General features: G+C 70.7%; 26 protein-coding genes. 18 read left to right on the forward strand and 8 right to left on the reverse strand.

Annotated features, from left to right (window positions below; translation table 11 throughout):
• Positions 1–195: 195 nt before the first annotated feature.
• The 3 genes from bufA2 to AC07V5_RS06220 all read left to right on the forward strand — a co-directional run bounded on the left by bufA2 (position 196) and on the right by AC07V5_RS06220 (position 2,133).
• Positions 196–450, forward strand: coding sequence for a BufA2 family periplasmic bufferin-type metallophore (gene bufA2, locus AC07V5_RS06210; RefSeq protein ID WP_056200244.1), 255 nt, complete (start codon positions 196–198; stop codon positions 448–450).
• Between the two features lie 73 nt (positions 451–523).
• Positions 524–1,345, forward strand: a complete 822-nt coding sequence (gene bufB / locus AC07V5_RS06215; protein WP_495114762.1) for an MNIO family bufferin maturase — start codon at positions 524–526, stop codon at positions 1,343–1,345.
• Positions 1,342–2,133, forward strand: a complete 792-nt coding sequence (locus AC07V5_RS06220) for an HvfC/BufC family peptide modification chaperone (protein ID WP_495114763.1) — start codon at positions 1,342–1,344, stop codon at positions 2,131–2,133. The genes bufB and AC07V5_RS06220 overlap by 4 nt, the downstream gene beginning before the upstream one ends.
• On the opposite strand, the gene AC07V5_RS06225 is transcribed toward AC07V5_RS06220, so the two are convergent.
• Positions 2,115–2,987 (reverse strand): hypothetical protein, encoded by an 873-nt coding sequence (locus AC07V5_RS06225; protein ID WP_495114764.1) that lies wholly within the window; start codon positions 2,985–2,987, stop codon positions 2,115–2,117. The genes AC07V5_RS06220 and AC07V5_RS06225 overlap by 19 nt on opposite strands.
• A gap of 99 nt (positions 2,988–3,086) precedes the next feature.
• Here AC07V5_RS06225 and AC07V5_RS06230 point away from each other — a divergent pair, with 99 nt between their 5' ends.
• The 7 genes from AC07V5_RS06230 (at position 3,087) to AC07V5_RS06260 (ending at position 8,861) form a co-directional block, all read left to right on the forward strand.
• Positions 3,087–3,626: a peroxiredoxin gene (locus AC07V5_RS06230; RefSeq protein WP_495115663.1), complete on the forward strand. Its 540-nt coding sequence runs from the start codon at positions 3,087–3,089 to the stop codon at positions 3,624–3,626.
• Complete coding sequence (locus AC07V5_RS06235; protein ID WP_495115664.1) at positions 3,626–4,996, forward strand: amidase; 1,371 nt, start codon at positions 3,626–3,628, stop codon at positions 4,994–4,996. The genes AC07V5_RS06230 and AC07V5_RS06235 overlap by 1 nt, the downstream gene beginning before the upstream one ends.
• A gap of 134 nt (positions 4,997–5,130) precedes the next feature.
• A complete protein-coding gene (locus AC07V5_RS06240; RefSeq protein WP_495114765.1) occupies positions 5,131–5,859 on the forward strand; it encodes a hypothetical protein in 729 nt (242 codons plus the stop codon).
• Positions 5,856–6,938, forward strand: coding sequence for a hypothetical protein (locus AC07V5_RS06245; protein WP_495114766.1), 1,083 nt, complete (start codon positions 5,856–5,858; stop codon positions 6,936–6,938). Before AC07V5_RS06240 ends, AC07V5_RS06245 begins: the two co-directional genes overlap by 4 nt.
• Positions 6,905–8,068: a S1 family peptidase gene (locus AC07V5_RS06250; RefSeq protein ID WP_495114767.1), complete on the forward strand. Its 1,164-nt coding sequence runs from the start codon at positions 6,905–6,907 to the stop codon at positions 8,066–8,068. The genes AC07V5_RS06245 and AC07V5_RS06250 overlap by 34 nt, the downstream gene beginning before the upstream one ends.
• A 3-nt stretch (positions 8,069–8,071) precedes the next feature.
• A complete protein-coding gene (locus tag AC07V5_RS06255; protein ID WP_495114768.1) occupies positions 8,072–8,518 on the forward strand; it encodes a hypothetical protein in 447 nt (148 codons plus the stop codon).
• Positions 8,519–8,558: 40 nt separating this feature from the next.
• A complete protein-coding gene (locus AC07V5_RS06260; protein ID WP_495114769.1) occupies positions 8,559–8,861 on the forward strand; it encodes a putative quinol monooxygenase in 303 nt (100 codons plus the stop codon).
• A gap of 12 nt (positions 8,862–8,873) precedes the next feature.
• On the opposite strand, the gene AC07V5_RS06265 is transcribed toward AC07V5_RS06260, so the two are convergent.
• From AC07V5_RS06265 to AC07V5_RS06275, 3 genes are all read right to left on the reverse strand, one after another.
• Positions 8,874–9,359, reverse strand: a complete 486-nt coding sequence (locus tag AC07V5_RS06265) for a hypothetical protein (RefSeq protein ID WP_495114770.1) — start codon at positions 9,357–9,359, stop codon at positions 8,874–8,876.
• A 74-nt stretch (positions 9,360–9,433) separates the two neighbouring features.
• Positions 9,434–10,906: a hypothetical protein gene (locus AC07V5_RS06270; protein WP_495114771.1), complete on the reverse strand. Its 1,473-nt coding sequence runs from the start codon at positions 10,904–10,906 to the stop codon at positions 9,434–9,436.
• Positions 10,903–11,382, reverse strand: a complete 480-nt coding sequence (locus tag AC07V5_RS06275; protein ID WP_495114772.1) for a hypothetical protein — start codon at positions 11,380–11,382, stop codon at positions 10,903–10,905. The genes AC07V5_RS06270 and AC07V5_RS06275 overlap by 4 nt, the downstream gene beginning before the upstream one ends.
• Before the next feature lie 52 nt (positions 11,383–11,434).
• Between AC07V5_RS06275 and AC07V5_RS06280 the strand changes: the two genes are divergently transcribed.
• Both AC07V5_RS06280 and AC07V5_RS06285 read left to right on the forward strand, forming a co-directional pair.
• Complete coding sequence (locus tag AC07V5_RS06280) at positions 11,435–12,055, forward strand: glutathione S-transferase family protein (RefSeq protein ID WP_495114773.1); 621 nt, start codon at positions 11,435–11,437, stop codon at positions 12,053–12,055.
• Between the two features lie 20 nt (positions 12,056–12,075).
• On the forward strand, positions 12,076–12,483 hold the full coding sequence (locus AC07V5_RS06285; protein ID WP_495114774.1) for a nuclear transport factor 2 family protein: 408 nt from the start codon (positions 12,076–12,078) through the stop codon (positions 12,481–12,483).
• Here AC07V5_RS06285 and AC07V5_RS06290 read toward each other — a convergent pair.
• Entirely contained in the window at positions 12,477–13,103 is a 627-nt protein-coding gene (locus AC07V5_RS06290) for a glutathione S-transferase family protein (RefSeq protein ID WP_495114775.1), read from the reverse strand. The genes AC07V5_RS06285 and AC07V5_RS06290 overlap by 7 nt on opposite strands.
• 117 nt (positions 13,104–13,220) lie before the next feature.
• Between AC07V5_RS06290 and AC07V5_RS06295 the strand changes: the two genes are divergently transcribed.
• Positions 13,221–13,853 carry a DUF6515 family protein gene (locus AC07V5_RS06295; protein WP_495114776.1) on the forward strand — a complete coding sequence of 211 codons (633 nt, stop codon included), beginning with the start codon at positions 13,221–13,223 and terminating at the stop codon, positions 13,851–13,853.
• On the opposite strand, the gene AC07V5_RS06300 is transcribed toward AC07V5_RS06295, so the two are convergent.
• Complete coding sequence (locus AC07V5_RS06300) at positions 13,854–14,834, reverse strand: XdhC family protein (protein WP_495114777.1); 981 nt, start codon at positions 14,832–14,834, stop codon at positions 13,854–13,856.
• 180 nt (positions 14,835–15,014) lie between these two features.
• On the opposite strand from AC07V5_RS06300, the gene AC07V5_RS06305 reads away from it, so the two are divergent.
• From AC07V5_RS06305 to AC07V5_RS06315, 3 genes are read left to right on the forward strand one after another with little or no spacing between them, the layout of a single operon-like run.
• Positions 15,015–15,491 carry a (2Fe-2S)-binding protein gene (locus AC07V5_RS06305; protein ID WP_495114778.1) on the forward strand — a complete coding sequence of 159 codons (477 nt, stop codon included), beginning with the start codon at positions 15,015–15,017 and terminating at the stop codon, positions 15,489–15,491.
• 2 nt (positions 15,492–15,493) lie between these two features.
• Positions 15,494–17,848: a xanthine dehydrogenase family protein molybdopterin-binding subunit gene (locus tag AC07V5_RS06310; protein WP_495114779.1), complete on the forward strand. Its 2,355-nt coding sequence runs from the start codon at positions 15,494–15,496 to the stop codon at positions 17,846–17,848.
• Positions 17,849–17,861: 13 nt separating this feature from the next.
• Positions 17,862–18,632 (forward strand): FAD binding domain-containing protein, encoded by a 771-nt coding sequence (locus tag AC07V5_RS06315; RefSeq protein WP_495114780.1) that lies wholly within the window; start codon positions 17,862–17,864, stop codon positions 18,630–18,632.
• On the opposite strand, the gene AC07V5_RS06320 is transcribed toward AC07V5_RS06315, so the two are convergent.
• Positions 18,578–19,105, reverse strand: coding sequence for a hypothetical protein (locus tag AC07V5_RS06320; RefSeq protein ID WP_495114781.1), 528 nt, complete (start codon positions 19,103–19,105; stop codon positions 18,578–18,580). The genes AC07V5_RS06315 and AC07V5_RS06320 overlap by 55 nt on opposite strands.
• Before the next feature lie 97 nt (positions 19,106–19,202).
• A complete protein-coding gene (locus tag AC07V5_RS06325; RefSeq protein ID WP_495114782.1) occupies positions 19,203–19,871 on the reverse strand; it encodes an alpha/beta hydrolase family protein in 669 nt (222 codons plus the stop codon).
• A 64-nt stretch (positions 19,872–19,935) separates the two neighbouring features.
• On the opposite strand from AC07V5_RS06325, the gene AC07V5_RS06330 reads away from it, so the two are divergent.
• Both AC07V5_RS06330 and AC07V5_RS06335 read left to right on the forward strand, forming a co-directional pair.
• Positions 19,936–20,400, forward strand: coding sequence for a (2Fe-2S)-binding protein (locus tag AC07V5_RS06330; RefSeq protein WP_495114783.1), 465 nt, complete (start codon positions 19,936–19,938; stop codon positions 20,398–20,400).
• Positions 20,397–22,727: a xanthine dehydrogenase family protein molybdopterin-binding subunit gene (locus AC07V5_RS06335; RefSeq protein ID WP_495114784.1), complete on the forward strand. Its 2,331-nt coding sequence runs from the start codon at positions 20,397–20,399 to the stop codon at positions 22,725–22,727. The genes AC07V5_RS06330 and AC07V5_RS06335 overlap by 4 nt, the downstream gene beginning before the upstream one ends.
• Positions 22,728–22,733 lie beyond the last annotated feature (6 nt).

The following is a 22,733-nucleotide window of genomic DNA, read 5'->3' on the forward strand; positions in this document are numbered from 1 at the left end:
GCGGCTGGCACCGGGGCATGACGAATGCCACGCGCCATTGCAGTCATAACGTCAGGTAATCAGAATCTGCCGGCTGGCTGTAAGGACTCGAAGGGTCATTCCGACGCAAGCTGGCAAGTCGATGTCGGGGCCCCTCCGGAATCGACCTGTGGTGATACCCGATCTCATCCACTTTCTTTCTTCTGGAGACTCCACATGAACGCATCCCTCAAGACCGGCCTGGGCATTGCCGCCGCCGCCGCCGCCCTGTTCGCCACCGCCGTGCCCACGACCGCCATGGCCGCTGACGGCATGGTCAAGTGTTCCGGCGTGAACGGCTGCAAGGGCACCTCCGAGTGCAAGACCGCCAAGAGCGACTGCAAGGGCCACAACGGCTGCAAGGGCCAGGGCTGGGTCAGCAAGAAGTCGGCCGACGAATGCACCAAGGCCGGCGGCAAGGTTGAAAAGTAATCGGCTGAGTTAAGCCACCTCAACGCCGCGCAGGCCCTTGTCGCCTGCGCGGCGTTTTCCATCTTCACGCCCCATGACCCACATCCAAGGCTTCGGCCTCGGGCTACGCGTCGAGCACTACGCCGACTTCGAGGCCGGCGTGCCCGCCGGACTGCGCCCCGACTGGCTGGAGATCATTTCCGAGAACTACATGGTGCCCGGCGGGCCGCCGATGCTGCATCTGGAGCGCATCCGGGCGGATTACCCGCTGGTCATGCACGGCGTGTCGCTGTCCGTCGCCGGGCCGGCACCGCTGGATCTCGGCTATCTGCGCGAGCTGAAGGCCTTGGCCGACCGGCTGGAGCCCGGCTGGGTGTCCGACCACCTCTGCTGGAGCGCCGACGCCCACAGCCAGCTCCACGACCTGCTGCCCGTGCCGCTGACGCGAGCGGCGCTGGACCACGTTGGCGGCCGCATCGCCCAAGTGCAGGACATCCTGGGCCGGCCGCTGGTGCTGGAGAACGTGTCCAGCTATGTGCGCTTCGCGGCCGATGAGATGACGGAGTGGGACTTCATCGCGCAACTGCTCAAGGCCACCGGTGCCCAGTTGCTGCTGGACGTCAACAACGTCTACGTGTCCGGCCGCAACCACGGCTTCGATCCGCTGACCTACCTGAACGCCATTCCCGTCGAGCCTGTGCGCCAGATCCACCTCGCCGGCCACGAGGATCGCGGCGACATCGTCATCGACACCCACGACCACCCGGTGCGCGACGAGGTCTGGGCCTTGTACGAGCATGCCGTGAAGCGCTTCGGCGCGGTGCCGACCATGATCGAGCGCGACGACCACATCCCGCCGCTGGACAGCCTGCTGGCCGAGCTGAATGTGGCCCGGCGATTGGCGGCAACTTCATGAGCGTGATCCAGCAACAGCAGCATCAGCTCGCCGCCGCCATCCGCGACGGGGGCGACGCGACGGCCCTGCTGGCCGGCGATTTCGCCCTTGGCCTCGAGGTCTACCGCCACGCCTACCGCGCCCGCCTCGTCGCGGCGCTGACCGACAACTACACCGTGCTTGCCCGGGCGCTGGGCGACGAGGCCTTCGACACGCTGGGCCAGGCCTATCTGGCCGCGCAGCCCAGCCAGCATCCGTCCATCCGCTGGTTCGGCCACGAACTGGCCGACTTCATGGCCGGCGCCGGGGATGACGAACTCGTGCCCCACGCCAGCCTTGTGGACTTCGCCCGCATGGACTGGGCGCTGCGCGGCGCCTTCGATGCCGCCGAGGCGCCGCTTCTCGAGGCCGCAACGCTGGCCGCGCTCAGCCCCGACGACTGGGCCGGCCTCGTGCTGCATCTGCAGCCGAGCGCGCAGCGCGTGACGCTGGCCTACGCCGTCGAGCCGGCCTGGCGCGTGCTGCGCGAATGGGAACCCGAGTCGGGCGACGACCAGCCCGAGCTGCCCGAACCCGTGCCGCACGCGCATGTGCTGCTGGCCTGGAGGCAAGGCCAGGAGACGCGCTGGCGCTCGCTGGAGCCGCTGGAAGCCGAATTGCTCGATGCCGTTGCCGCCGGTGCGCCGTTCGCGCTGCTGTGCGAGCGTGCGGCCGCCGAACTGGGCGACCCCGAGGCCGCCGCCCCGGCCGTCGTGCAGCATCTGCAGCGCTGGCTGGCCGACGGCCTGCTTCAGAGCCGTGCGTCGTAACTCAGCGAGTGGGCGGCCCGGCGTTCGCCGGTGAAGCTGCCGTGCGCGTTCATCGTGGGCGCGATGCTGCCGCGGGCGGATTGCGCCCAGGTCACGATGAGTTCGCAGCGGCTGACGGCCGGCGTCTTGGCGTCGTTGTTGTTGAGGTTGCGGCTGGCGGCGTTGAGGTTGTCGTCCACCAGGGCAGGTTCCAGCCGGTAGCCGCCCGCCACGCTGCCCTCGGCACGCGCGCCCAGGCCGGCGCTCTTCAGCGCGAAGCTGCTGCCGTCGGCGCGGCTGCAATTGCCGCTGGCCGTGGCGGTGGCATCGCCCACGCTGGCCAGGCTCAGGCGCACCGGCAGGGCGGCGCCGCTGCGCGTGAGCAGGCTGCTGCCGGTGGGTTGCAGCACCGTGAAGCTGGCTGGCAGCGTGACTTGGCTGACGTGGCGCACCCCGCCGCGCGTGAACACCAGCTGAACCACCGGCCGGGCGCTGGCGGCGGCCACGGTGGCGATGTAGTCCTGGCGCTGGCCGTCGGGGTTGCTCATCGGCACGTCCGCCCCACCGTCCACGTTGACCGACAGGCGCTCGCTCGGTGCCATCAGCACCGTCGTCAGCACGTTGGCGGATTTGCCCAGGAAACCGTCCACCACCACGCGGTTGTCGCCCGCGCTCTGCACCGCCGTGAAGCGCGGGCTGATCTCGTCGACGTTCAGCGTCGAGGACTCGGTGCAGTTGCGCAGGGCGCAGACGAAGCCGTCGCCAATGGCGTCCAGCACATCACCCACACCGCTGGCGATGCCGCCACAGCCCGCCAGGGCGAGCAAGGTCAGCAACACGGGCGCCGTCACGCGGCAGCGGGAAGCAAAAGTCATTGCAAAAACTCTGATTTACGACGGAACCGATACTAGGTGCGTACCGGCCCAGGATGCACCGCCGGATTCCGTGACTGTTCACCTTTTGGAGTCGTTATGTTGTCGCGCCCTGTTCGCCTGTTCACCGCCTTGCCCGTGCTGCTGGCTCTGTCACTTCCGGCCCATGCCGCGCTCAGCGTGGGCGCAGCTGCCCCCGACTTCAGCGCCGACGCCGCCGTCGGTGGCCAGCCCTTCAAGTTCAAGCTGACCGAGGCGCTCAAGCAAGGCCCGGTGGTGCTGTACTTCTATCCCAAGGCCTTCACGAGCGGCTGCACCGTCGAGGCCCACCAGTTTGCCGAGGCGAGCGACAAGTTCAAGGCCGTGGGCGCCACCGTCATCGGCATGTCCAACGACGACATCGACACGCTGAAGAAGTTCAGCGTGGAGGCCTGCCGCAACAAGTTCGCCGTCGCAGCCGATGCCGGCGGCAAGGTCATCAAGGACTATGACGTTGCGCTGAAGATGGTGCCCGGCACCATGGCCGATCGCATCTCCTATCTGATCAGCGCCGACGGCAAGATCGCCGCCGTCCACGCCAGCATGAACCCCGACGGCCACATCGACGCGATGCTGAAGGCCGCTCAGCAACTGAAGAAGTGATTGCCGGCCTCGGGGCGGCTGAGCTGCTGGCCGCCTACCGTGCGGGCGAGCTGTCGCCCGTGGAGGTCATGCAGGCCGTGCTGGCCCAGGCCGAGCGGCGTGAGGGCGAGCTGCACGCGCTGTGCGCCGTCGATGCGGGCGGGGCTCTTGCCGCCGCCCGCGCCAGCGAGGCACGCTGGCGCGCCGGCACCGCATTGCCGCTGGACGGCGTGCCCGTCACGCTGAAGGAAAACATCGCCGTGCCCGGCGCGGCTTACCGCCTGGGCACCGCCGCAACGGCCGACGACGCGACGGCCGACTTCGAAGCCCCGCCTGCCGCACGGCTGCGCGAGGCCGGCGCCATTCGCTGGGCCCGCACCACCATGCCCGACTACGGCATGCTGAGTTCGGGCCTGTCCAGCCTTTACGCCGAGCCGGCGCGCAACCCTTGGGATGTGCGCATGACACCCGGCGGCTCCAGCGCCGGCGCCGCAGCGGCGGGCGCGGCCGGCTACGGGCCACTGCACCTGGGCACCGACATCGGCGGCTCCATCCGCCTGCCGGCCGGCTGGTGCGGCCTCGTCGGCCTCAAGCCCAGCCACGGCCGCGTGCCCATCAAGCCGGGCTATGCCGGCCGCGTCGCCGGGCCGCTGACGCGCACGGTCGAAGACGCCGCGCTGATGCTGGCCGTGCTTGCGCAGCCGGATGCGAGAGACCCGACGCAGCTGCCACCCGGGCCGGCTGCGCCGAGGCCGCTGGAACTGCGCGGCCTTCGCATCGGGCTGCTGCTGGACGCTGGTTGGGGAGATGCCGTGCGGCCCGAGGTCGAGGCCGCCGTGGTTGCCGCGGCGCGCGCCTTCGAGCAGGCGGGCGCCGTCGTCGAGCCGCTGGCGCCCTTCACGACGCGGGAGATGGCCGACGGCATCGACCGCTTCTGGCGCATGCGCTCCTGGCTGGACATCTCGGCGCTGGCCCCCGAGCGTTCCGCCAAGGTGCTGCCGTACATCCATGACTGGGTGGCGCCGGCTGCGGGCTACGACGGCGGGACGGTCTTCCGCGGCTACGGCCAGATGCAGGCCCTGCGCGAAGCGGCCAACGCCGCCTGCGAGCCTTTCGATTTCGTGCTCTCGCCCGTCGCGCCCATGCCGGCCTACCCGGCCCATCTCGCCAGCCCGCTGCACGACCCGGCCCGGCCCTTCGAGCACATCGCCTTCACGCTGCCGTACAACATGAGCGAGCAACCGGCGCTGTCCATCAACGCGGGTTACACGTCCACCGGCTTGCCCATCGGCTTGCAGATCATCGGCCGCCGCTTCGACGATGCCGGCGTGCTGGCGCTGGGCGCAGCGTGGGAAAGGCTGCGCCCGCTCCAGCGGCCTTGGCCGGTCTGACGGACCTCGACCCTTCCCTAGTCTGACGCGGCCTGCCGCGGGCATCCGTCGCTAGACTGCCTCCGCTGGAGGACACCGCGATGCTACGAATCCCGAGGACTGCTGTCGCTGTCCGCTGCGGGGTGCATGCCCTGGTGGTGTTAGGCGTCGGTACCGCTCAAGCCCAACCGCCCGCGTCCGACTTCCAATGCCCGTCGCTGGTCGCCAGCACGGCGCGCCAGCCGGCCTACGGGCCGGTGCCCGGCCAGGCGCGCTGCGAGGGTTTCTACGTGAAGAACGTGTCCCAGCCCTTTGTCGAGCTGGTGTCGCTGACACAGGCAGCACCGGGCAGTTGGGCTTCCGGCGGCGCGGGAACGCTGACGCTGCGCGCCAGCCGGCGGCAGGACACGCATCTGCTGATCCAGCCGCTGCGATCCAGTCCGCTGTACCGGGTAGACGCCCGGCTCGCCCGCGATGCCAGCCTGGCCTGGGACAGCGGGCCCATGCTGCAGGCCAGCGGGCTGGGCCTGCGTGACCTCGGTTTCCTGGCGCTGGCGGGCGGCGATGCCGCGCTGCCGAGCCTGGTGCCGGTGTCCACGCAGGCGGCAGGTGCGCCCGCCGGCGGCAAGGCCTATGCCGTGCTGCGGCCTTCGGTGGCGGTGTCGGCCATCGCCTGGCGCGGCTATCGCATGGCCGGGCCCGAGCTGCCGGACCCCGGTTGGCATGAGCTGAGCGGCCCACCGCTGTTCGCGTGGGAGCGCATCGCGCTGCCCATTCCCTTGCCACCTGATGGCCGTGGCCTGCGCATCGACGTGCGCGCCCTCGACCGCCAGGGGCAGGCCTTGCCGCTGCTGCAGTTCGTGCTGGTGGGGGCGGACGAATGAAGCCCGGCCCTGAGCGCACCGCCTTACAGGCCCAGCGCGAGGCCCTTGTCGAGCGCCTGTCGCAAGGCCTGCGCGACGAGGCGCCGCTGGCCGCCCTGCAGGAGTTGCAGACGCGCCTGCAACTGGTCGACGCGCGGCTGGGCACGCTGGACGACGGTCGCCCCCGTGCGCTCAAGCGCCACGGCATCGCGCTGTTGATCGTGGCGGCGCTGGTTTCGCTGGCCGCCTGGGTGCGTGTGCCACGCGCGCCGTTCTCGCTCGAGCTGGAGGCGAGCGCTGCCCAGCTGTTGCTGCCGCAAGCCGGCGCACTGGCCGGGCAGGCCATTGCCGGCGAGCTGCATGCCGAGGGTTTCACGGCCGTCGAATCGGCCGATGCCGGGTTGATGAAGCGCGGCCGCACCGATGGCGCCAGCCCGCTGGCGCTGCGTGCCGAGCGGCTGCAACTTGGCCGCGTCAGCTTCGCGGCAGGCACCGAGCTGTCCATCGAGGCCGGCTCGCCCGCGGTGCGCCTGGGCCTGGAGGGCGCGCCGCATACCGTCGAGCTGACGCTGGGCGGCAAGGTGTCGAGCAGCTTTGGCGGCGCGCCGGCCGAGTCCGGCAGCTATCCGGTGGCCGAGTGGCTCAAGCTGGCAGCCGGTAATGCGGCCACGACGCTGTGGCTGCAGCGCGCCGGCGATACGCCCTACCAGTGGCGCGGGTTGCGGCCCGCGTCGCTGCGGCTCGTCGAGCGCCAGACCAGCGCCGACGGCCAGGTGAGGCTGGCGTCATCGCTGCGCCATGCGACGCTGCACCTGCCCGCCACGGAACGCGACCTGGCGCTCGCCACCGGCAACGGCCTGGTGCTGGAGGGCCTGAAGCTGGACCAATGCGAGATCGCGGTCGGCGACGTCGTGGTGCTCAAGCTCAGCGGCTCGGCCCAGCACATCGGCGTGCAGACCGGCGACTTCGAGCAGGCGCTCGAACCCAGCTGGCTGGAGTACGCCGCCCACAACCACCGCCTGGCGCTGCTGTGGAGCGCCGGCGGCCTGCTCTGGGGCATCAGCACATGGCTGCGCAAGCTGCTTGGCGACAAGTCCTGAGCGCCGCCGCCCGGGTGCTGGCCGCGCTGGCCTTGCTCGGCGGTGGCCATGCCGCGGCCCAGCAGACGAGCTTCCTCAGCGGCGAGGAGCTGGGCGAGCGCCTGCGCGGCCACCTGGTGTGGATCGCCGCGCAGGACGTCGACGAGCATGGCTTCGGCCTCATCGTCGGCGCCGACGAGCAGCGCCTGTGGATCGTTACCGCCCGCCATGTCATCGTGCGCACCGGCATGCTGGGCAGCGGCGAAGCCGAGCAGCTCAGCGCGCGCATCCGCCTGCGGCTGTGCGGCGGCGACGGCGCGGCGCTGGAGGCCAGCCTCTGGCCGGGTTGGGACGCGCGCGGGGCGGACCTGGCGCTGTTGACCGCGCCCCGACCCGCAGGCTGGCAGCTGGACCCACGCGCGCTGGCGGCACAGCCGGCCGGCGTCGGCGAGCCGGCCTGGCTGCTGGGCAGCAACGACGAGTGCAGCCTGGTACCGGTGCGCGGCCAGGTGCGCGCGGCGGCGGACGCCGGCCACAACCTGCGCATCGACTTCGCCGGCGTGCGTGGCGGCAGCTCCGGCGGGCCGGTGCTGAGCGGCAGCGGCGTCATCGGCCTGATGAAGTCGGCCGAGGACCTGACGACGACGGTGCATGACATCGCCGACGTTCGCCAGCGCGTGCAGGCGACCGCCGGCGCGCCGTGGGGGCTGGCAGCGGCACGCAACATTCCCCCCACCGATCCGCAGGCCGCACAGGTCGACCTGGCCGAGACGCTGAACGGCTACCTGCTGGTGTTGAACAACGCCTGGATGCTGCTGCAGCAGCCGACCGTGGCGCGCCCGACGCTGACGGACTACGTCGAGCGCTACAACGTCGCGCTGCGCCGTTTTCTGCGTGCCCGCGAGTCGCACGACGGCAGCCTGGCCCGCCACTGGCCCGAGCCCGTGCTGCCGGCCTGGCGCACGCTGCGCGACGAGCTGTGGGCCGTGCACCAGCACTTCTGGCGCATCGACCCGCAGATGGCCGCCATCTTCACGAACCAGCGCACCAGCCCCGAGCTGCGTGCCCAGCTGGCCGAGCTCGCGCCCGAGCTGCTGCGCCTGGAAAAAGACACCGCGCAATTCCTGCGTCTTCTAGCCAAGGAGCCTTGAACCATGTCCACGCAAACCCGCCGACTTCCCCGTGCCGCAAATGCCACCGCTGCGGCGTTGCTCAGCCTGTCCTTGCTGTCGTCCTGCGGCGGCGGCGCCGAGGTGCTGCTGATCCCGCTGTTCGAGTTCGGCTTCTCCGGCGTCAGCGGCGCCACGACGGTGCAGGTGTTCTTCCTGCCCGACACGCCCACCACCACCAGCGGCACCTTCAGCGGCGTGAACATGAACGTCGACGTGCTGCCTCAGCTGCACTACGACGGCAGCTATTCAGGCTGCAGCTTCAAGCTCACGCTGCAGGCGGGCAGCGTGGCCGCGCCGCCGATTGCGACGAGTTACCAGGGCCGCTTCCTGACCAACGACAGCATCGAGCTGGTGCCCAGCACAGGCGTGGGCCTGCCCACGTTGACGCTCAAGCGCCAGGGCACGAGCACGCGCCAGATCGGCTGCTGAGGCCGCGCCAGGGCATCATGCTGGCAAAGGAAGCCAGCCCATGATCCTCGTCCTTGGTCACGTCACCGCCCGCCCCGAGCACTTCGACGAGGTGCTGCGCCTCAGCCAGGAACATGTCGAGCGTTCGCGCGCCGAGCCCGGCTGCATCGCGCACGCCGTGCACCGCGACACGGAGAACCCGCTGCGCCTCGTGTTCGTCGAGAAGTGGAGCGACATGGCGACCCTGCAGCTGCACTTTCGCGTGCCCGCCTCGCGGGAGCTGGGCAAGGCGCTGGCGACGCTGGCGTCCGAGCCACCGGGGCTGGAGATCCACGAGGCCACAGAGGTCAAGCCGGCGGGCTGAAAAGGCGGGCGGTCACCCCAGCCCGATGCTCTGAGGGAACGGCTGCTCCGGCAGGCCGGCCTCACGCAACACGCGGTTGACTTCGTCCCAAGCGGCGGTGGCGTTCGTGCAGACCTGGAAGGGGCGGCTCTGCCGGTAGACGGCCGCCATGTCGAGGACCATGGCGGCGTCTTCGTCGCCTGGCGCGACGAGCAGGATGGTGGCCAGAGGCACCGTCTGGCGCGCCACGAAGCCACCCACCGTCTCCTTGAATTCGCGCAAGCCCTCGTCGTCCATGCCGAGCGGCCGGCGAAATTCCATCAGGCTGACGTAGCGCCTGTCCGCCGGGATGCGTTCTGCCGCGATGTTGGTGCCGCGCTTGGCTGCAGCCATCAGCGCCGCGTCGAACGGCCCCTGGGCGATGTAGTGCATGACGCGACCCAGGAAACCCACCGTGACGCGGCCGAAACCGTGGGTGTCGGGCTGCTCGTGCAGTGGGGCGGTGCCTGGGGAGTTCATGGACGTCGGGCGACCCGCAGATTCTGCGCCGGGCCCCGTCGACTGAGCTTACCGCCGCTTGACCACGCGGGCCATCAGGCCCGCTTCACAAACCCCAACAGCGCCGCCATCGGCAACACCGAACGCGGCAGATAGGGCAGGCGCCACAGGCCGCCATGGTTGGCGGTGTGCACCAGCAGCTTGAGCGGGTGGGCAAAGTCGCGCGGTGCGGTGCGCAGCTGGTGCACCCACATCGCGGCCATCAGCGCGTTCGTCGTCGCCGGCTCGAACACCTCCACGCCAAAGGCCTTGGCGCCGCGGAAACCGGCGGCCAGCAGCGGGTTGGAGACGACCGAGGCCGTCGTGGTGCTGGGCGCCACATTGAAGGCCACGCGGTGCCCGTCGGCGCGCGCGACGAGCGCCCGCCACTGCTGCAGCCGCTTGGCCAGTGCGTAGTTGGGGCCTTGCTCGACGACGAGGGCGTCCACCAAGCCCCATTGGCCGAAGTCGCCCGCATCGATCAGGCCGGCGATGTGCGGCGAAAAGCCCCGGCCGCCACTGGTCAGCCGCACGCCGAACTGGGTCAGCTTCTTGACGACGCTGCGGTCGGCATAACGCTGCATCACGGCCGTGGCCAGGTCGCCGGGCACGGCGAACACGTCGGTTGGCGTGGCCATGTAGGCGAGTTGGGTGCGTGCGTCGGCGGCGCACAGCGTGGCGCTGATCGCGTCCATCGCCAGGGACACGCGCAGATGGCGTTCGCCATCCAGGTAGGCCAGGTTGGCGACGGCGAGCGGTTGGCCAAGCGCGGCCAGCCAGGCGGCGATCTCGGGCGTGTCGGCCAGGAGGTCGGCGCCGGCATGGGCGGCGTCCAGCGGCTGGCCCGGTGCGACCGGCGCGGTCAGCGTCGCGTTGCCGGCGGCGACGGTGGTGGCAATGCGCTTCCAGGTCGCGGCGCGCGCCAGGTCGATGCCGATGAGATTGGCCCGCCACCTGGCCAGCCAGGCCAGCGGCCCGGCCTCGCTGCCGGCGCCGAGCAGCACGAGGTGCTGGTCAGACAGGTCGAACCATTCGGGGTGGGCGAGGGCCTCGCGCAGCGCGCTCGCGTGGGCGGCCTCGCAGACGCCGGCCTTCTCCCAGCGGTCGATCTGCCGCGCCAGCGCGTCGCCGGCCAGCTCACGGCCCTGGTGGGGCACGGTCCGGGGCGCGGGTGCTGCGTTGCCGCTGCCGCGCAGTTGCAGCGTCTGGAACTGGCGCTGCGGCGTGCGCATCGCCTCCGCCAGAGCCACGGGCTGGCCGGCGCGCACGAAGGGCAGTTCGCCCCAGGCGGCGGCCAGGCCGGCACGTGCCGACGCGACGACGCCGACGGGCCGCGCGGCCTGTGCCTGCACCAGCGCACACCAGTGGCGCGGGTAGGCATGGCGCCAGTCGCGCTCGGCGACGACGGCGTCGGCCGCGGCGGCATCCAGCCCGTGCAGCGCGGCGGCCACGATGCGCTGGCCCGGCGCACCCGAGGCGCGCTTGCCCTTGGCATCGAGTGGCCATTGCAGGCCCGGGGCTTCACTCATGGCTGAGGTGGCGGTGCCTGCGTGGGCAGGCCGGCCGCGGCCAGGTCGGCGTTGACCAGGGCCCAGGCGGCGTCGAAGTTGTCGGCGCGGCGCACCGGCCGGCTGGCGCGCCAGATGTCCATCAGTGCCGGCAGCCGCTCGATGCCCGGGATGCCGGGGCGCACGAGGAAGATGGTGGAGATGGCGACGATGCCGCGCGAGCTGAAGGCGTCGATGCTGGCGCGCAGCTGGGCGAGTGCATTGCTGTCCATCTGCAGGCTGCCTCGGATTTCCAGCAGGTCGCCGAAGCGGCGGTCGGCCGGCAGGCGTTTGCCGGCCAGCGCGATGGCGCGCTTGGTGGCCGCCATCAGTTCGGCATCGAAGGGGCCTTCGGCCGTGGACATCATCACGCGGCCATACACGCCCACGCTGACCCGGCCGAAGCTGGGCTTGGGCGCGGCACGGCGAGAGGGTGGCAGGGTTGGGGACGGGCTCATGATGTGAGACGATTTTGCACGCTCAATCACGCTCGATGAAGGAGTAATGACGATGTTGACGCTGTACGGCACCAAGGGTTCGGGTTCGGCGGCCGTCGAGGCGGCGCTGGCCCGCGCCGGCCTGGCCTACACGGGCGTGGACGCGGCCTCCTGGAACCCAGGCGCCGGGCGTGACGAGCTGCTGCGCGTGAACCCGCTGGGCCAGATCCCGACGCTGGTTCTGGCCGACGGCACGGTGCTGACGGAGAGCGCGGCCATCCTCATCCACCTCGGCCTGACGACACCGCCCGGCCTGTTGCTGCCCGCCGACGCCAGCGCCCGGGCGCGCGTGCTGCGTGGCCTGGTCTACATCGCCGCCAACTGCTACGCGGCCATCAGCGTCATCGACTACCCCGAGCGCTGGTGCGAGCCCTGCGACGACGACATGAAGGCCCGCATCCGCGCCGGCACCCGCGCACGGCTGCACGAGCATTGGCGGCTGTTTGCCGACGAGTTCTCCATCGGCTTCGACGCCGGCTCGCCCGGCGCGCTGGAGCTGCTGGCCACGGTGGTCTCGAAGTGGTCGGGTTCGCGCCCCATGCTGCAGGCGGAGCGGCCGAGCTTCTTCGCACAACTGTTACGCGTGGAGCAGCATCCGCAGGTTGCCGCCGTCTTTCAACGCCACTGGCCTTGAACCTTCAGATCAGGAGTCCCATGACCCACCCCATCGATGCCTGGCACGCCCTCGCCAAGGCCCGCAACCCCCGCGCACTGGCGGCGCTGCTGGCCGAGGACGTCGTCTTCCACTCGCCCGTCGTGCACACGCCGCAGCGCGGCCGGCCGCTGGCCACGCAATACCTCAGCGCGGCCCTGGCCATCCTGGGCAACGAGAGCTTCCGCTACGTTCGCGAGATCCGCGGCGAGCGCGACGCGCTGCTGGAGTTCGAGCTGGAATTGGACGGCGTGCAGGTCAACGGCGTCGACCTGATCCGCTGGAACGACGCCGGGCAGATCACCGACTTCAAGGTCATGGTCCGGCCGCTCAAGGCCATCCAGGCGGTGCAGCAGAAGATGGCGGAGTTGCTCGCGCAGATGCAGCAACAGCAGCAGCAACCTCAATAGACCGGATCGGGCAGCTTTTCCTTGGCCACGACGCGCTGCGTGGCCGGCCTATCAAACACCCGCTTCAGATAGGCGCCCAGCGCCGGCCGTGTCTTGGCCGGGTTGGCCTGCATGCGCGTCCAGCGGCACAGCATGAAGGCCAGCGCATCGACGGCGGTGTACTGCTCGCCCAGGAACCACGGGCCGCCGTGGCGCGCCAGTTCGGCGTCCATCTGGTCCAGCATGGTTGCGACCTGGGCCTCCGCGCGGGCCTTCACCTCGGCCGCGTCGCTGGCCATGCGGTCCGGGTAGAAGTAGTGGATCAGCATGGACTGCAGCGTGTTGGTCAGCCAGACCATCCACTTGTAGTACTGGGCCCGTTCGGCCGTGCCGGGCGCCGGCGCAAAGCCGGGGTGGCAGTCGGCCAGGTGCATCAGGATGGCGGCCGTCTCGTAGAGCACCAGGTCGCCGTCGACGAGCACGGGGATCAGGCCGTTCGGGTTGAGCTTGAGATAGGCCGGCGACTTGTGCTCGTTGTTCGCGCGGTCCACCGTGCGCAGCGTGAAGGGGATGCCCATCTCCTCCAGCAGGATGTGAGGCGCGAAGCTGGCGTTGCTGGGGAAGTAGTGGAGTTCGATCATGGTGGGCGGCGTGTCGACAGGTCAGTGATTGAACTTTACGTTGCCGAAATGCCGCCGCAGTCCACCCGCGCGAGGCTGGTCGCGTTGGCAATTCACCCCGGCTACCGGTTGAAGACGATGAAGACCTTGCTCCACTCCTCCGCTGCGGCCCTGCTGGCGCTGAGCGCCGTTCTGGCCGCCCCCGCCGCCCACGCCGATGTGCGCGCCCGCGTCAACATCGGCATGGTGTTCGACAACCGCTACCACCACGACCACTACTACCCGGCGCCCGGCTACGTGGCACCGTATGTGCCGCACGGCGCCGTCGTCGTCGGCACAGGCCCGGGGCGCTACTGGGTCCACGGCGGCGTCTGGTACCAGCCCTATGGGCCACGCTACCGCGTCGTGCTGCCGCCGGTGGGCATCGTCATCCCGCTGCTGCCGCCGGCCTATGTGACGCTGACGCTGGGCGGCCTGCCGTACTACTACGCCAATGGCGTGTACTACCGGCCGGTGCCCGAGGGCTATGTCGTCACCGCGCCGCCGCCGGAGGCCGCCACGGCCCAGGTCATGCCCGCCCCGCCGCCGCCCGCACCCAGGGCCGAGCCCATCATCTATCCGCGCAACGGCCAGTCGCCCGAGCAGCTGGAGAACGACCGCCGCGACTGCAACCGCTGGGCGACGACGCAGCCGAATGCGCAGGCCGACACCAGCGTGTTCAACCGCGCCGTCGATGCGTGCATGGATGGCCGTGGCTACACGATGAAGTAACTAGACGGCGCAACCGGCCTCAGGGCGAGCGCCGGCCGCGCGATAACGCACAGCCGTCATCTCCGCCAGGATGCTGAGTGCAATCTCCGGCGGCGTGCGCGCGCCGATGTCCAGGCCGACGGGGCCGTGCAGGCGGTCGAGCTCGGCGTCGGTCAGGCCGAAGTGCTCGGCCAGCCGTGCGCGGCGCTTGGCCTGGTTCACCCGCGAGCCGATGGCGCCGACGTAGAAGGCAGCGCCCTTGAGCGCCTCCATCAGTGCCAGGTCGTCGAGCTTGGGGTCGTGGGTCAGCGCGACGATGGCCGTGGCGCCGTCGGCCCTGAAGGCGTTGATGACGTCGTCGGGCATGTCGCGCGTCAGCGTGACGCCGTCGAGTGCAAAGCCGTCGGCGTACTCGGCGCGCGGGTCGCAGACGGTCACGCCGTAGCCCAGGGCCAGCGCCATCTGCGCGAGGTAGTCGGTCATCTGGCCGGCGCCGATGACGAGCAGCCGCCACTGCGGGCCGTGGTGGCTGACGAGCTGGGTGTCGGAGAGCGTCAGCGTGTCGGCGCCGGGCTCGGCGTCGGAGAGCGTGGCGGAGCCGGTGGTCAGCTCCAGCGTGCGGCGCACGCGCTCACCGCGCTCCAGGCGCGCCAGCAGTGCGTCCACGCCCGACTGGGGCCCCAGCGGCTCCAGCATCAGCTCCAGCGTGCCGCCGCAGGGCAGGCCGAAGCGGCGCGCCTCCTCCGCGCCAACGCCGTAACGCAGCGGCGTGGGCCCGGCGATGGCCAGGCTGCCCGCGCGGAGCTGGGCGACGAGGTCGTCCTCGATGCATCCACCCGACACGGAGCCGGCGATCAACCCGTCATCGCGCACCGCGACGAGCGACCCGACCGGCCGTGGCGCCGAGCCCCAGGTGCGGGTGATCGTGCCCAGCACGACGCCGCGCGCCTCCGCTCGCCAGCCGGCGGCGGTGCGCAGCACGCTCAGGTCGAGGTTGTCCATGGCTCGCGGTATCCCCAGTCTGTATTTCCACTAGGGTAATCGGCAATCACAAGCCTTGCCGGCTGGAACAGCATCGTCCCCACGGAAACGCAGGGCCGCCCCAAGTTTCCTTGACCCCCTCGGGGGGAGGGCTGGGTACAGCCCAGCCCCGGGGGCTCAAAACAACGATGGAGACAAGCGATGCGCCACAAGATCAAGCTCGTGGTCAACGGCCGCGCCGTCAGCAAGGAGGTCGACGCTGACCGCCTGCTGGTGCAGTTCCTGCGCGAAGACCTGGCCCTGACTGGCACCCATGTTGGCTGCGACACCGCGCAATGCGGCGCCTGCACCATTCACCTGAACGGACAGGCGGTGAAGGCCTGCAGCATGCTGGCCGTGCAGGCCGACGGGGCTGCCATCACCACCATCGAGGGCCTGGCCGCCAATGACGGCACGCTGCACCCCATGCAGGCCGCCTTCAAGGAATGCCACGGCCTGCAGTGCGGCTTCTGTACGCCGGGCATGGTCATGAGCGCCATCGACCTCGTGCAGCACCACGACTGTTCCAGCGAGGCGGCGATCCGCGAGGGGCTGGAGGGCAACCTCTGCCGCTGCACGGGTTACCAGAACATCGTGCGCGCCGTGCAGGTGGGTGCTCAGTCGATGAAGGGGGCCTGACCATGAACGCACCCAAGGAAGGTTTCATCGGCCAGAGCGTCAAGCGCCGCGAGGACGCGCGCTTCCTGACCGGCCGTGGCCAGTACACCGACGACATCGTGCTGCCACGCCAGACGTTTGGCGTCTTCGTGCGCAGCAGCTATGCCCATGCGCGGCTCAAGCGCGTGGGCACGGCCGCGGCACTGGCGGCCGAGGGCGTGCTGGGCGTCTACACCGGCGAGCATTTCCGCGAGGTGGGTGGCCTGCCCTGCGGCTGGCTGATCACCAGCATCGACGGCACGCCGATGAAGGAGCCCAAGCACCCCATCCTGGCGGATGGCAAGGTGCGTTACGTGGGCGACGCGCTGGCGCTGGTCGTGGCCGAGACACTGGCCGAGGCCAAGGCCGCCGCGGCGCTGGTGGAGGTGGACTACGAGGAACTGCCCGCCGTCGCCGACACGGCCACCGCGGCCGGGCACGCCGGCACGGTGCATGACGAAGCCACGGACAACCGCTGCTACACCTGGGGCTGCGGCGACAAGGCCGCGACGGATGCGGCTTTTGTCAACGCGCCCCACGTCACCAAGCTCCAGTTCCGCAACAACCGCCTCATCCCCAACGCCATCGAGCCGCGTGCTGCGAACGCCAGCTACGACCCCAGCAGCGACCACTACACGCTGTACGTGGCCAACCAGAACCCGCACGTGGAGCGCCTGCTGATGTGCGCCTTCGTGCTCGGCATCCCCGAGCACAAGCTGCGTGTCGTGGCGCCCGACGTGGGCGGCGGCTTCGGCTCCAAGATCTTTCTGTACGCCGAGGAGACGGCGCTGGTGTGGGCCAGCAAGCAGCTGGGCCGGCCGATCAAATGGACGGCCGAGCGCAGCGAGAGCTTCCTCAGCGACGCCCATGGCCGCGACCATGTGACGACGGCCGAGCTGGCCACCGACGGCAACGGCCGCTTCCTGGCCATGCGCGTGGCCACGACGGCCAATCTCGGCGCCTACCTGTCCACCTTCGCGTCCTGCGTGCCCACCATCCTGTACGCGACGCTGCTGGCCGGCCAGTACACGACGCCCAAGATCTATGCCGAGGTCACCGGCGTGTTCACCAACACCGCACCGGTGGATGCCTACCGCGGCGCCGGCCGGCCCGAGGCGACCTACGTCGTCGAGCGGCTGGTGGAAACAGCCGCGCACGAGCTGGGCATCGACCCGGCCGAGCTGCGCCGCCGCAACTTCATCAAGGAATTTCCGTACGCGACACCGGTGGGCCTGACCTACGACATTGGCGACTACGACGCGACGCTGACCCAGGTGCAGCAGCTGGCCGACGTGGCCGGCTACGCCGCGCGCAAGGCGGTCAGCGAGGCCAAGGGCCTGAAGCGCGGCATCGGCTACTCGACCTACATCGAAGCCTGCGGCCTGGCACCGTCGAACGTGGCCGGTGCCCTGGGCGCCCGCGCCGGCCTGTTCGAAGCCGGCGAGGTGCGTGTGCACCCGACCGGCAAGGTCACTGTCTTCACCGGCAGCCATTCGCATGGCCAGGGCCACGAGACGACGTTTGCGCAAGTCGTGGCCGACCGGCTCGGCATCCCGCTGGAGGATGTCGACATCCAGCATGGCGATACCGGCAAGGTGCTGTTCGGCATGGGCACCTACGGCAGCCGCTCGCTGGCGGTGGGCGGCTCGGCCATCGTGAAGGCGGTGGACAAGGTCATCGCCAAGGGCAAGAAGATCGCCGCCCATCTGCTGGAAGCCGGTGAAGGCGACATCGAGTTCAAGAACGGCGAGTACCGCATCGCCGGCACCGACCGCGCCGTCCCCTTCGCGCAGGTGTCGCTGACGGCCTATGTGCCGCACAACTACCCGCTGGCCACGCTGGAGCCCGGCCTCAACGAGAACGCCTTCTACGACCCCACCAACTTCACCTACCCGGCGGGCAGCTATGTCTGCGAGGTGGAGGTGGACCCGGCCACCGGCGTCGTGCGCATCGACCGCTTCAGCGCGGTGGACGACTTCGGCAACATCGTCAACCCGATGATCGTCGAGGGGCAGGTGCACGGCGGCCTGGCGCAGGGCATCGGCCAGGCGCTGCTGGAGCATGGCGTCTACGACGCCGATTCAGGTCAGCTGCTCACGGGCAGCTACATGGACTACGCGATGCCGCGCGCCGACGACCTGCCCAGCTTCAGGGTGCAGACGGCCAAGGGCACGCCCTGCACGCACAACCCGCTGGGCGTGAAGGGCTGCGGCGAGGCAGGTGCCATCGGCTCGCCGGCGGCGGTGATGAACGCGGTCTGCAATGCCATCGGTGTCAAGGACCTGGCCATGCCGGCCACGCCGTGCACCGTCTGGACGGCGCTCCAAGCCAAGGCCTGAGGAGAGACAAGCGATGAACTACCAAGCTGCATCCTCCGTCGCCGCTGCCCGCCTGGGCGCGGACGACAAGTTCCTGGCCGGCGGCCAGTCCCTGCTCGCCGCCATCAAGCTCGGCCTGGCCGCGCCCGAGGGCCTGGTCGACGTGCGCCGGCTGCCCGAGCTGCAAGGCATCGCCGTCGACGGCAAGACCGTGCGCATCGGTGCCGCGACGACGCATGCCATGGTGGCTGCGTCGGCCGACGTGCGGCGCGCCATCCCTGCGCTGGCCGACCTGGCCGGCCGCATCGGCGACCGCCAAGTGCGCAACGTCGGCACGCTGGGCGGCAGCCTGGCCAACAACGACCCCGCCGCCTGCTACCCGGCGGCGACGCTGGGCCTGGGCGCCACCATCCACACCAGCAGCCGTGCCATCGCGGCCGACGACTTCTTCCAGGGCCTGTTCACGACGGCGCTGCAGGAAGGCGAGCTGATCACCGCGGTCAGCTTCCCCATCCCCAAGGCGGCGGCCTGGCAGAAGTTCAAGCAGCCTGCGTCGCGGTTCTCGTTGGTGGGCGTCTTCGTCGCGCGCTTCGATGCCGGCGTGCGCGTGGCCGTCACGGGCGCGGGGCCGGGCGTGTTCCGCTGCACCGAGCTGGAGACCGCGCTAGGCCGCGACTGGAGCCCCGCCGCGGCGCGTGCCGTGAAGGTCAGCGCCGACGGTCTGAACAGCGATCTGCACGGCACGGCGCCCTATCGGGCCGCGTTGATCCCCGAGCTGGCGTCTCGCGCCGTCGGCGCCGCCTGACCGCGCAGCCAGCGCAGTTGCACCACCAGGCCGACAACGAGCAGCAGCAAGAGCACGCCGGCAATCGTCTTCAGCTCCGGCGCTTCGGCGTTTGGCAGCACAGGCGCGCCCAGTGGCAGGCGCGTCAGCGTCTCCGTGAAGCCCGGAATCAGGTGGAAGAACAGCGTCGTCGAGAAGCTGATCGCCTGCACATAACGCGACCATCCGCCGAACAACTGCTTCAGCGCTGCCGCGCTGCCAACAGCCAGCGCCAGCAGCGTCAGGAGGGACAGCACGTGCGGCGGCCCGAAGCCGCCGTGCTGGAAGATGCCGAGGCCGGTCAACGCGGTCAGCGCCGTCGTGACCAGATAGGTGCGCCCCACCCGGCTTTGCACCGAGATCTGGCGCTCGCGCGCCAGCGCCAGGAAGCCGCTGACCAGCGCAACCAGGCTGATTGCCGTGTGGATGGCACCGAGTGTCGTCAGACCGAACATGTGGTTCTCCCGTGGTTGAAGGCGCCCCAAAGCAAGCAGGAAGCGGACCGGGCCGCAGCCTCTCATGTCATCGGTTCGCCGTCCACCGTGGCGGGAGCTAGGCCACGGGCTTGTCGCTCTCCTGCGCCGCCACGACGGCCTCGCGCCACAGCCGTGCGGGGATGAAGGTGCGCAGCTGCTCCATCGCCTTGTCGATCAGGGCCGGGTGCAGGCCGTGGTCGAGATGGGGCAGCAGGTCGGCGGTCACGTCGGCGCCCAGGTCGACGAGAGACTGCGCAGCGTCCACCAGGTGGCGGTAGGGGAAGCGCTGGTCTTCCAGGCCGTGCAGCAGGTGAATGCAGACGTCCTGCGGGGCCTGCTCGGGGCGGGCCAGGTAGCCACCGGCAAAGGCCAGCACGCGGCCCACCAGCTCGGCCTCGGCCTGCACGGCTTCAAGCGCCAGCAGCGCGCCGTCGCCAACCCCGGCCAGGGCCACGCGCTGCCAGGGCAGGCCCAGCTTCCTCGCTTCGAGGCGCAGGCGATCGATCAGGTGCGGCAGGGCGGCGTTGACGCCGTCGGTGTCGGGCTCGGCGCCCGTCCACCAGCGGCAGCGGCCCTCGGCGTCGCGCAGCGGCGGGTGCAGATTGAGCGTGACGGCCTTGGGGTACTGGGCATGCAGGGCCGCGGCCAGCGGCGCCAGCGTGTCGGGGCCGTCGGGGGCGATGCCGCTGTCGGGTAGCAGGGCGAACAGCAGCTCGGGCGCTGTTGCATCTTGGGGGAGGCTCATGACGGTATTTTCGGTCTGGACCGCTATCCTGTTTATCCCACCTTTCCCACCCAGGCTCGCCTCGATGGACCTGAAAGTCAACGGCCAGGCCGTCACCCTGCCCGACGTCGCCAGCGACCCCGCCATGCCGCTGCTGTGGGCGCTGCGCGACGGGCTCAACCTGACCGGCACCAAGTTCGGCTGTGGCATTGCGGCCTGCGGGGCCTGCACGGTTCACGTCGACGGCCAGGCCGTTCGCTCCTGCGTGACGCCGGTTGGCAGCGTGCAGGGCAAGGCCATCACAACCATTGAAGGCCTTGCCAGCAAAGGCCAGCCCCACGCCGTGCAGCTGGCCTGGCTGGCCGAGCAGGTGCCGCAGTGCGGCTACTGCCAGAGCGGCATGCTGATGGCCGCCGCCGCGCTGCTGGCGAAGAACAAGAACCCGAGCGACGCCGACATCGACGCCGCGGTGACCAACCTCTGCCGCTGCGGCACCTACCCGCGCGTGCGCGCCGCCATCAAGCAGGCGGCCAAGGGGCTGAAGCGGTGAAGCGCCGTACGGTGCTGCTGAGTGGGCTGGGGGCTGCCGGTGCGCTGATCGTCGGCTGGGGCGTGCTGCCGCCGCGCAGCCGCCTGGGCGGCGCGCACAGCCTGCCGGCCGTGGATGGGCAGGTGGGCATGAACGCCTGGATCAAGATCGCCAAGGACGGCACGGTGCTGCTGGCCATGAACCGCAGCGAGATGGGCCAGGGCGTGCACACCGGCCTGGCCCAGATCGTGGCCGAGGAGCTGGACGTGCCGCTGCGCACGCTGCAGCTGGTGGCGGCCGGGCATGAGTCGCTCTACGGCAATGCCGCGACGCTGGTGGGCAACATGCCCTTCGGCCCGCGCGACCGCGAGCGGCTGAACTACCGCTTCGGCCACTGGGTCACGTCCAAGGTGGCGCGCGAACTCGGGTTGAACTTCACCGGGGGTTCGGCCAGCATGGCCGATGCCTGGGAGCCGCTGCGCCTGGCGGCCGCCACCGCGCGGGCCCAGTTGCTGGGTGCCGCGGCGCTGCGCCACAAGCTGCCGGTGGCCGAGCTGACGGTGCAGGACGGCGTGGTGTCGCACGCCAGTGGCCGGCTGGGCCACTACGGCGAATACGCCGCCCAGGCCGCGCTGCTGCCGCCGGGCGACGTCCAGCTCAAGCCGGCCAGCCAGTGGCGCCAGATCGGCCAGGCCTTGCCGCGCCTGGACCTCGCGGCCAAGGTGGACGGCAGCGCCCGCTTCGGCCTGGATGTGCGCCAACCCGGCCAGCTGTTCGCGGCGGTGCGCCACTGCCCGATGCTGGGCGGCGGCCTCGGGCCGGCCAATGTCAACGCGGTGCTGGCGATGCCGGGCGTCGTGCGGGTCGTGCAGCTCGGGCCGATGGCCGGCTCGACCGCCGCCTACGCGGTGGTGGCCCGCACCACCTGGCATGCGCAGCAGGCCGCACGCGCCTTGGAGGTGGCGTGGGCCGCACCACCCGGCGGCACCGTGGACAGCGCCGCCATCCTGAAAAGCCTGGAGCAGCAGGCCCGCAGCGTGCACGCGGCCCAGCAGGGCTTCGCCTTCGTGTCGGTCGGCGATGCGCACGCGGCGCTGGCCGCTGCCCCCCAGCGGCTGGAAGCGGTCTACAGCGCGCCCTACCTGGCCCACGTCACGATGGAGCCGATGAACTGCACCGTGCAGGTCCAGGACGGCCAGGTCACGGTCTGGGCGCCGACCCAGGTGCCTGGCTCGGCGCGCGGCGCGGCTGCCCGCGTGGCCGGCGTGGCGCCCGAGGCGGTGACGGTGCACGTGACCTATCTGGGCGGTGGCTTCGGCCGGCGGCTGGAGGTGGACTTCATCGCCCAGGCCACGCGCGTCGCGCTGGAATGCGGTGGCGCTCCGGTGCAGCTGGTGTGGTCGCGCGAGGAGGACATGACGCACGACTTCTATCGCCCCGCCAGCGTGGCCGTCATGCAGGCCGGGCTCGACGCTGCCGGCAAGCCCGTGGCGCTGGCCATCACGAATGCCGGCGACGCGATGGTGCCGCGCTGGCTGGGCCGCATCGAGCCGGAACTGGCCGGGCTGATCGACGTGCTGACCCGCAACGGCTTCCCCGACGGCCGCGCGCCGGCGGCGCTGTTGGCGCGCGGCGATGCGCCGGACAAGACCTCCTCGGAAGGCCTGTTCGACCAGCCCTATGCCATCCCAGCGCAGCGGGTGGCCCACCTGCCCACGCACAGCGGCGTGCCGGTGGGCTCCTGGCGCTCGGTGGGGCATTCCCACCATGCCTTCTTCAAGGAGGGCTTCATCGACGAGCTGGCCCATGCTGCCAAGGCCGACCCGGTGGCCTATCGCCTGGCGCTGCTGGACGGCCTGCCCCGCCATCAGGCGGTGCTCAAGCGCGCCGCGGAAGCCGCCGGTTGGGGGCAACCGTTGTCGGCCGGTGTTGCGCGCGGCGTGGCGCTGCACGAAAGCTTCGGCAGCATCGTGGCCCAGGTCATCGAGGTGACGAAGCAGGACGGCAAGCCGCGCGTGCGCCGCGTCGTCTGCGTGGTGGATTGCGGCACCATCATCAACCCGGGCATCGTCGTGCGGCAGATGGAGAGCGGCATCGTCTTCGGCCTGACGGCCGCTCTGTTCGGCCGCATCGACATCGTCGGCAGCGAGGTGCAGCAGAAGAACCTGCCCGACCACCCGCTGCTGACGCTGGCGCAATGCCCCGTCATCGAAACCTATTTCGTGCCCAGCGACGGCCCGCCCACCGGCGTGGGCGAGCCCGGCACGCCACCGGTGGCGCCGGCGCTGGCAAATGCCTGGTTTGCGCTGACGGGTGAGCGGCGACGCAGCCTGCCGCTGATCGGCTGAACCCTC

The organism is Roseateles sp. GW821-FHT02E12, from assembly GCF_059421665.1.

Coding starts and splice junctions, on each gene's coding strand:
- bufA2 (WP_056200244.1), top strand. CDS start 196: ATGAACGCATCCCTCAAGACCGGCCTGGGCATTGCCGCCGCCGCCGCC.
- bufB (WP_495114762.1), top strand. CDS start 524: ATGACCCACATCCAAGGCTTCGGCCTCGGGCTACGCGTCGAGCACTAC.
- AC07V5_RS06220 (WP_495114763.1), top strand. CDS start 1,342: ATGAGCGTGATCCAGCAACAGCAGCATCAGCTCGCCGCCGCCATCCGC.
- AC07V5_RS06225 (WP_495114764.1), bottom strand. CDS start 2,987: ATGACTTTTGCTTCCCGCTGCCGCGTGACGGCGCCCGTGTTGCTGACC.
- AC07V5_RS06245 (WP_495114766.1), top strand. CDS start 5,856: ATGAAGCCCGGCCCTGAGCGCACCGCCTTACAGGCCCAGCGCGAGGCC.
- AC07V5_RS06250 (WP_495114767.1), top strand. CDS start 6,905: ATGGCTGCGCAAGCTGCTTGGCGACAAGTCCTGAGCGCCGCCGCCCGG.
- AC07V5_RS06255 (WP_495114768.1), top strand. CDS start 8,072: ATGTCCACGCAAACCCGCCGACTTCCCCGTGCCGCAAATGCCACCGCT.
- AC07V5_RS06260 (WP_495114769.1), top strand. CDS start 8,559: ATGATCCTCGTCCTTGGTCACGTCACCGCCCGCCCCGAGCACTTCGAC.
- AC07V5_RS06265 (WP_495114770.1), bottom strand. CDS start 9,359: ATGAACTCCCCAGGCACCGCCCCACTGCACGAGCAGCCCGACACCCAC.
- AC07V5_RS06270 (WP_495114771.1), bottom strand. CDS start 10,906: ATGAGTGAAGCCCCGGGCCTGCAATGGCCACTCGATGCCAAGGGCAAG.
- AC07V5_RS06275 (WP_495114772.1), bottom strand. CDS start 11,382: ATGAGCCCGTCCCCAACCCTGCCACCCTCTCGCCGTGCCGCGCCCAAG.
- AC07V5_RS06280 (WP_495114773.1), top strand. CDS start 11,435: ATGTTGACGCTGTACGGCACCAAGGGTTCGGGTTCGGCGGCCGTCGAG.
- AC07V5_RS06285 (WP_495114774.1), top strand. CDS start 12,076: ATGACCCACCCCATCGATGCCTGGCACGCCCTCGCCAAGGCCCGCAAC.
- AC07V5_RS06290 (WP_495114775.1), bottom strand. CDS start 13,103: ATGATCGAACTCCACTACTTCCCCAGCAACGCCAGCTTCGCGCCTCAC.
- AC07V5_RS06295 (WP_495114776.1), top strand. CDS start 13,221: ATGAAGACCTTGCTCCACTCCTCCGCTGCGGCCCTGCTGGCGCTGAGC.
- AC07V5_RS06300 (WP_495114777.1), bottom strand. CDS start 14,834: ATGGACAACCTCGACCTGAGCGTGCTGCGCACCGCCGCCGGCTGGCGA.
- AC07V5_RS06305 (WP_495114778.1), top strand. CDS start 15,015: ATGCGCCACAAGATCAAGCTCGTGGTCAACGGCCGCGCCGTCAGCAAG.
- AC07V5_RS06310 (WP_495114779.1), top strand. CDS start 15,494: ATGAACGCACCCAAGGAAGGTTTCATCGGCCAGAGCGTCAAGCGCCGC.
- AC07V5_RS06315 (WP_495114780.1), top strand. CDS start 17,862: ATGAACTACCAAGCTGCATCCTCCGTCGCCGCTGCCCGCCTGGGCGCG.
- AC07V5_RS06320 (WP_495114781.1), bottom strand. CDS start 19,105: ATGTTCGGTCTGACGACACTCGGTGCCATCCACACGGCAATCAGCCTG.
- AC07V5_RS06325 (WP_495114782.1), bottom strand. CDS start 19,871: ATGAGCCTCCCCCAAGATGCAACAGCGCCCGAGCTGCTGTTCGCCCTG.
- AC07V5_RS06330 (WP_495114783.1), top strand. CDS start 19,936: ATGGACCTGAAAGTCAACGGCCAGGCCGTCACCCTGCCCGACGTCGCC.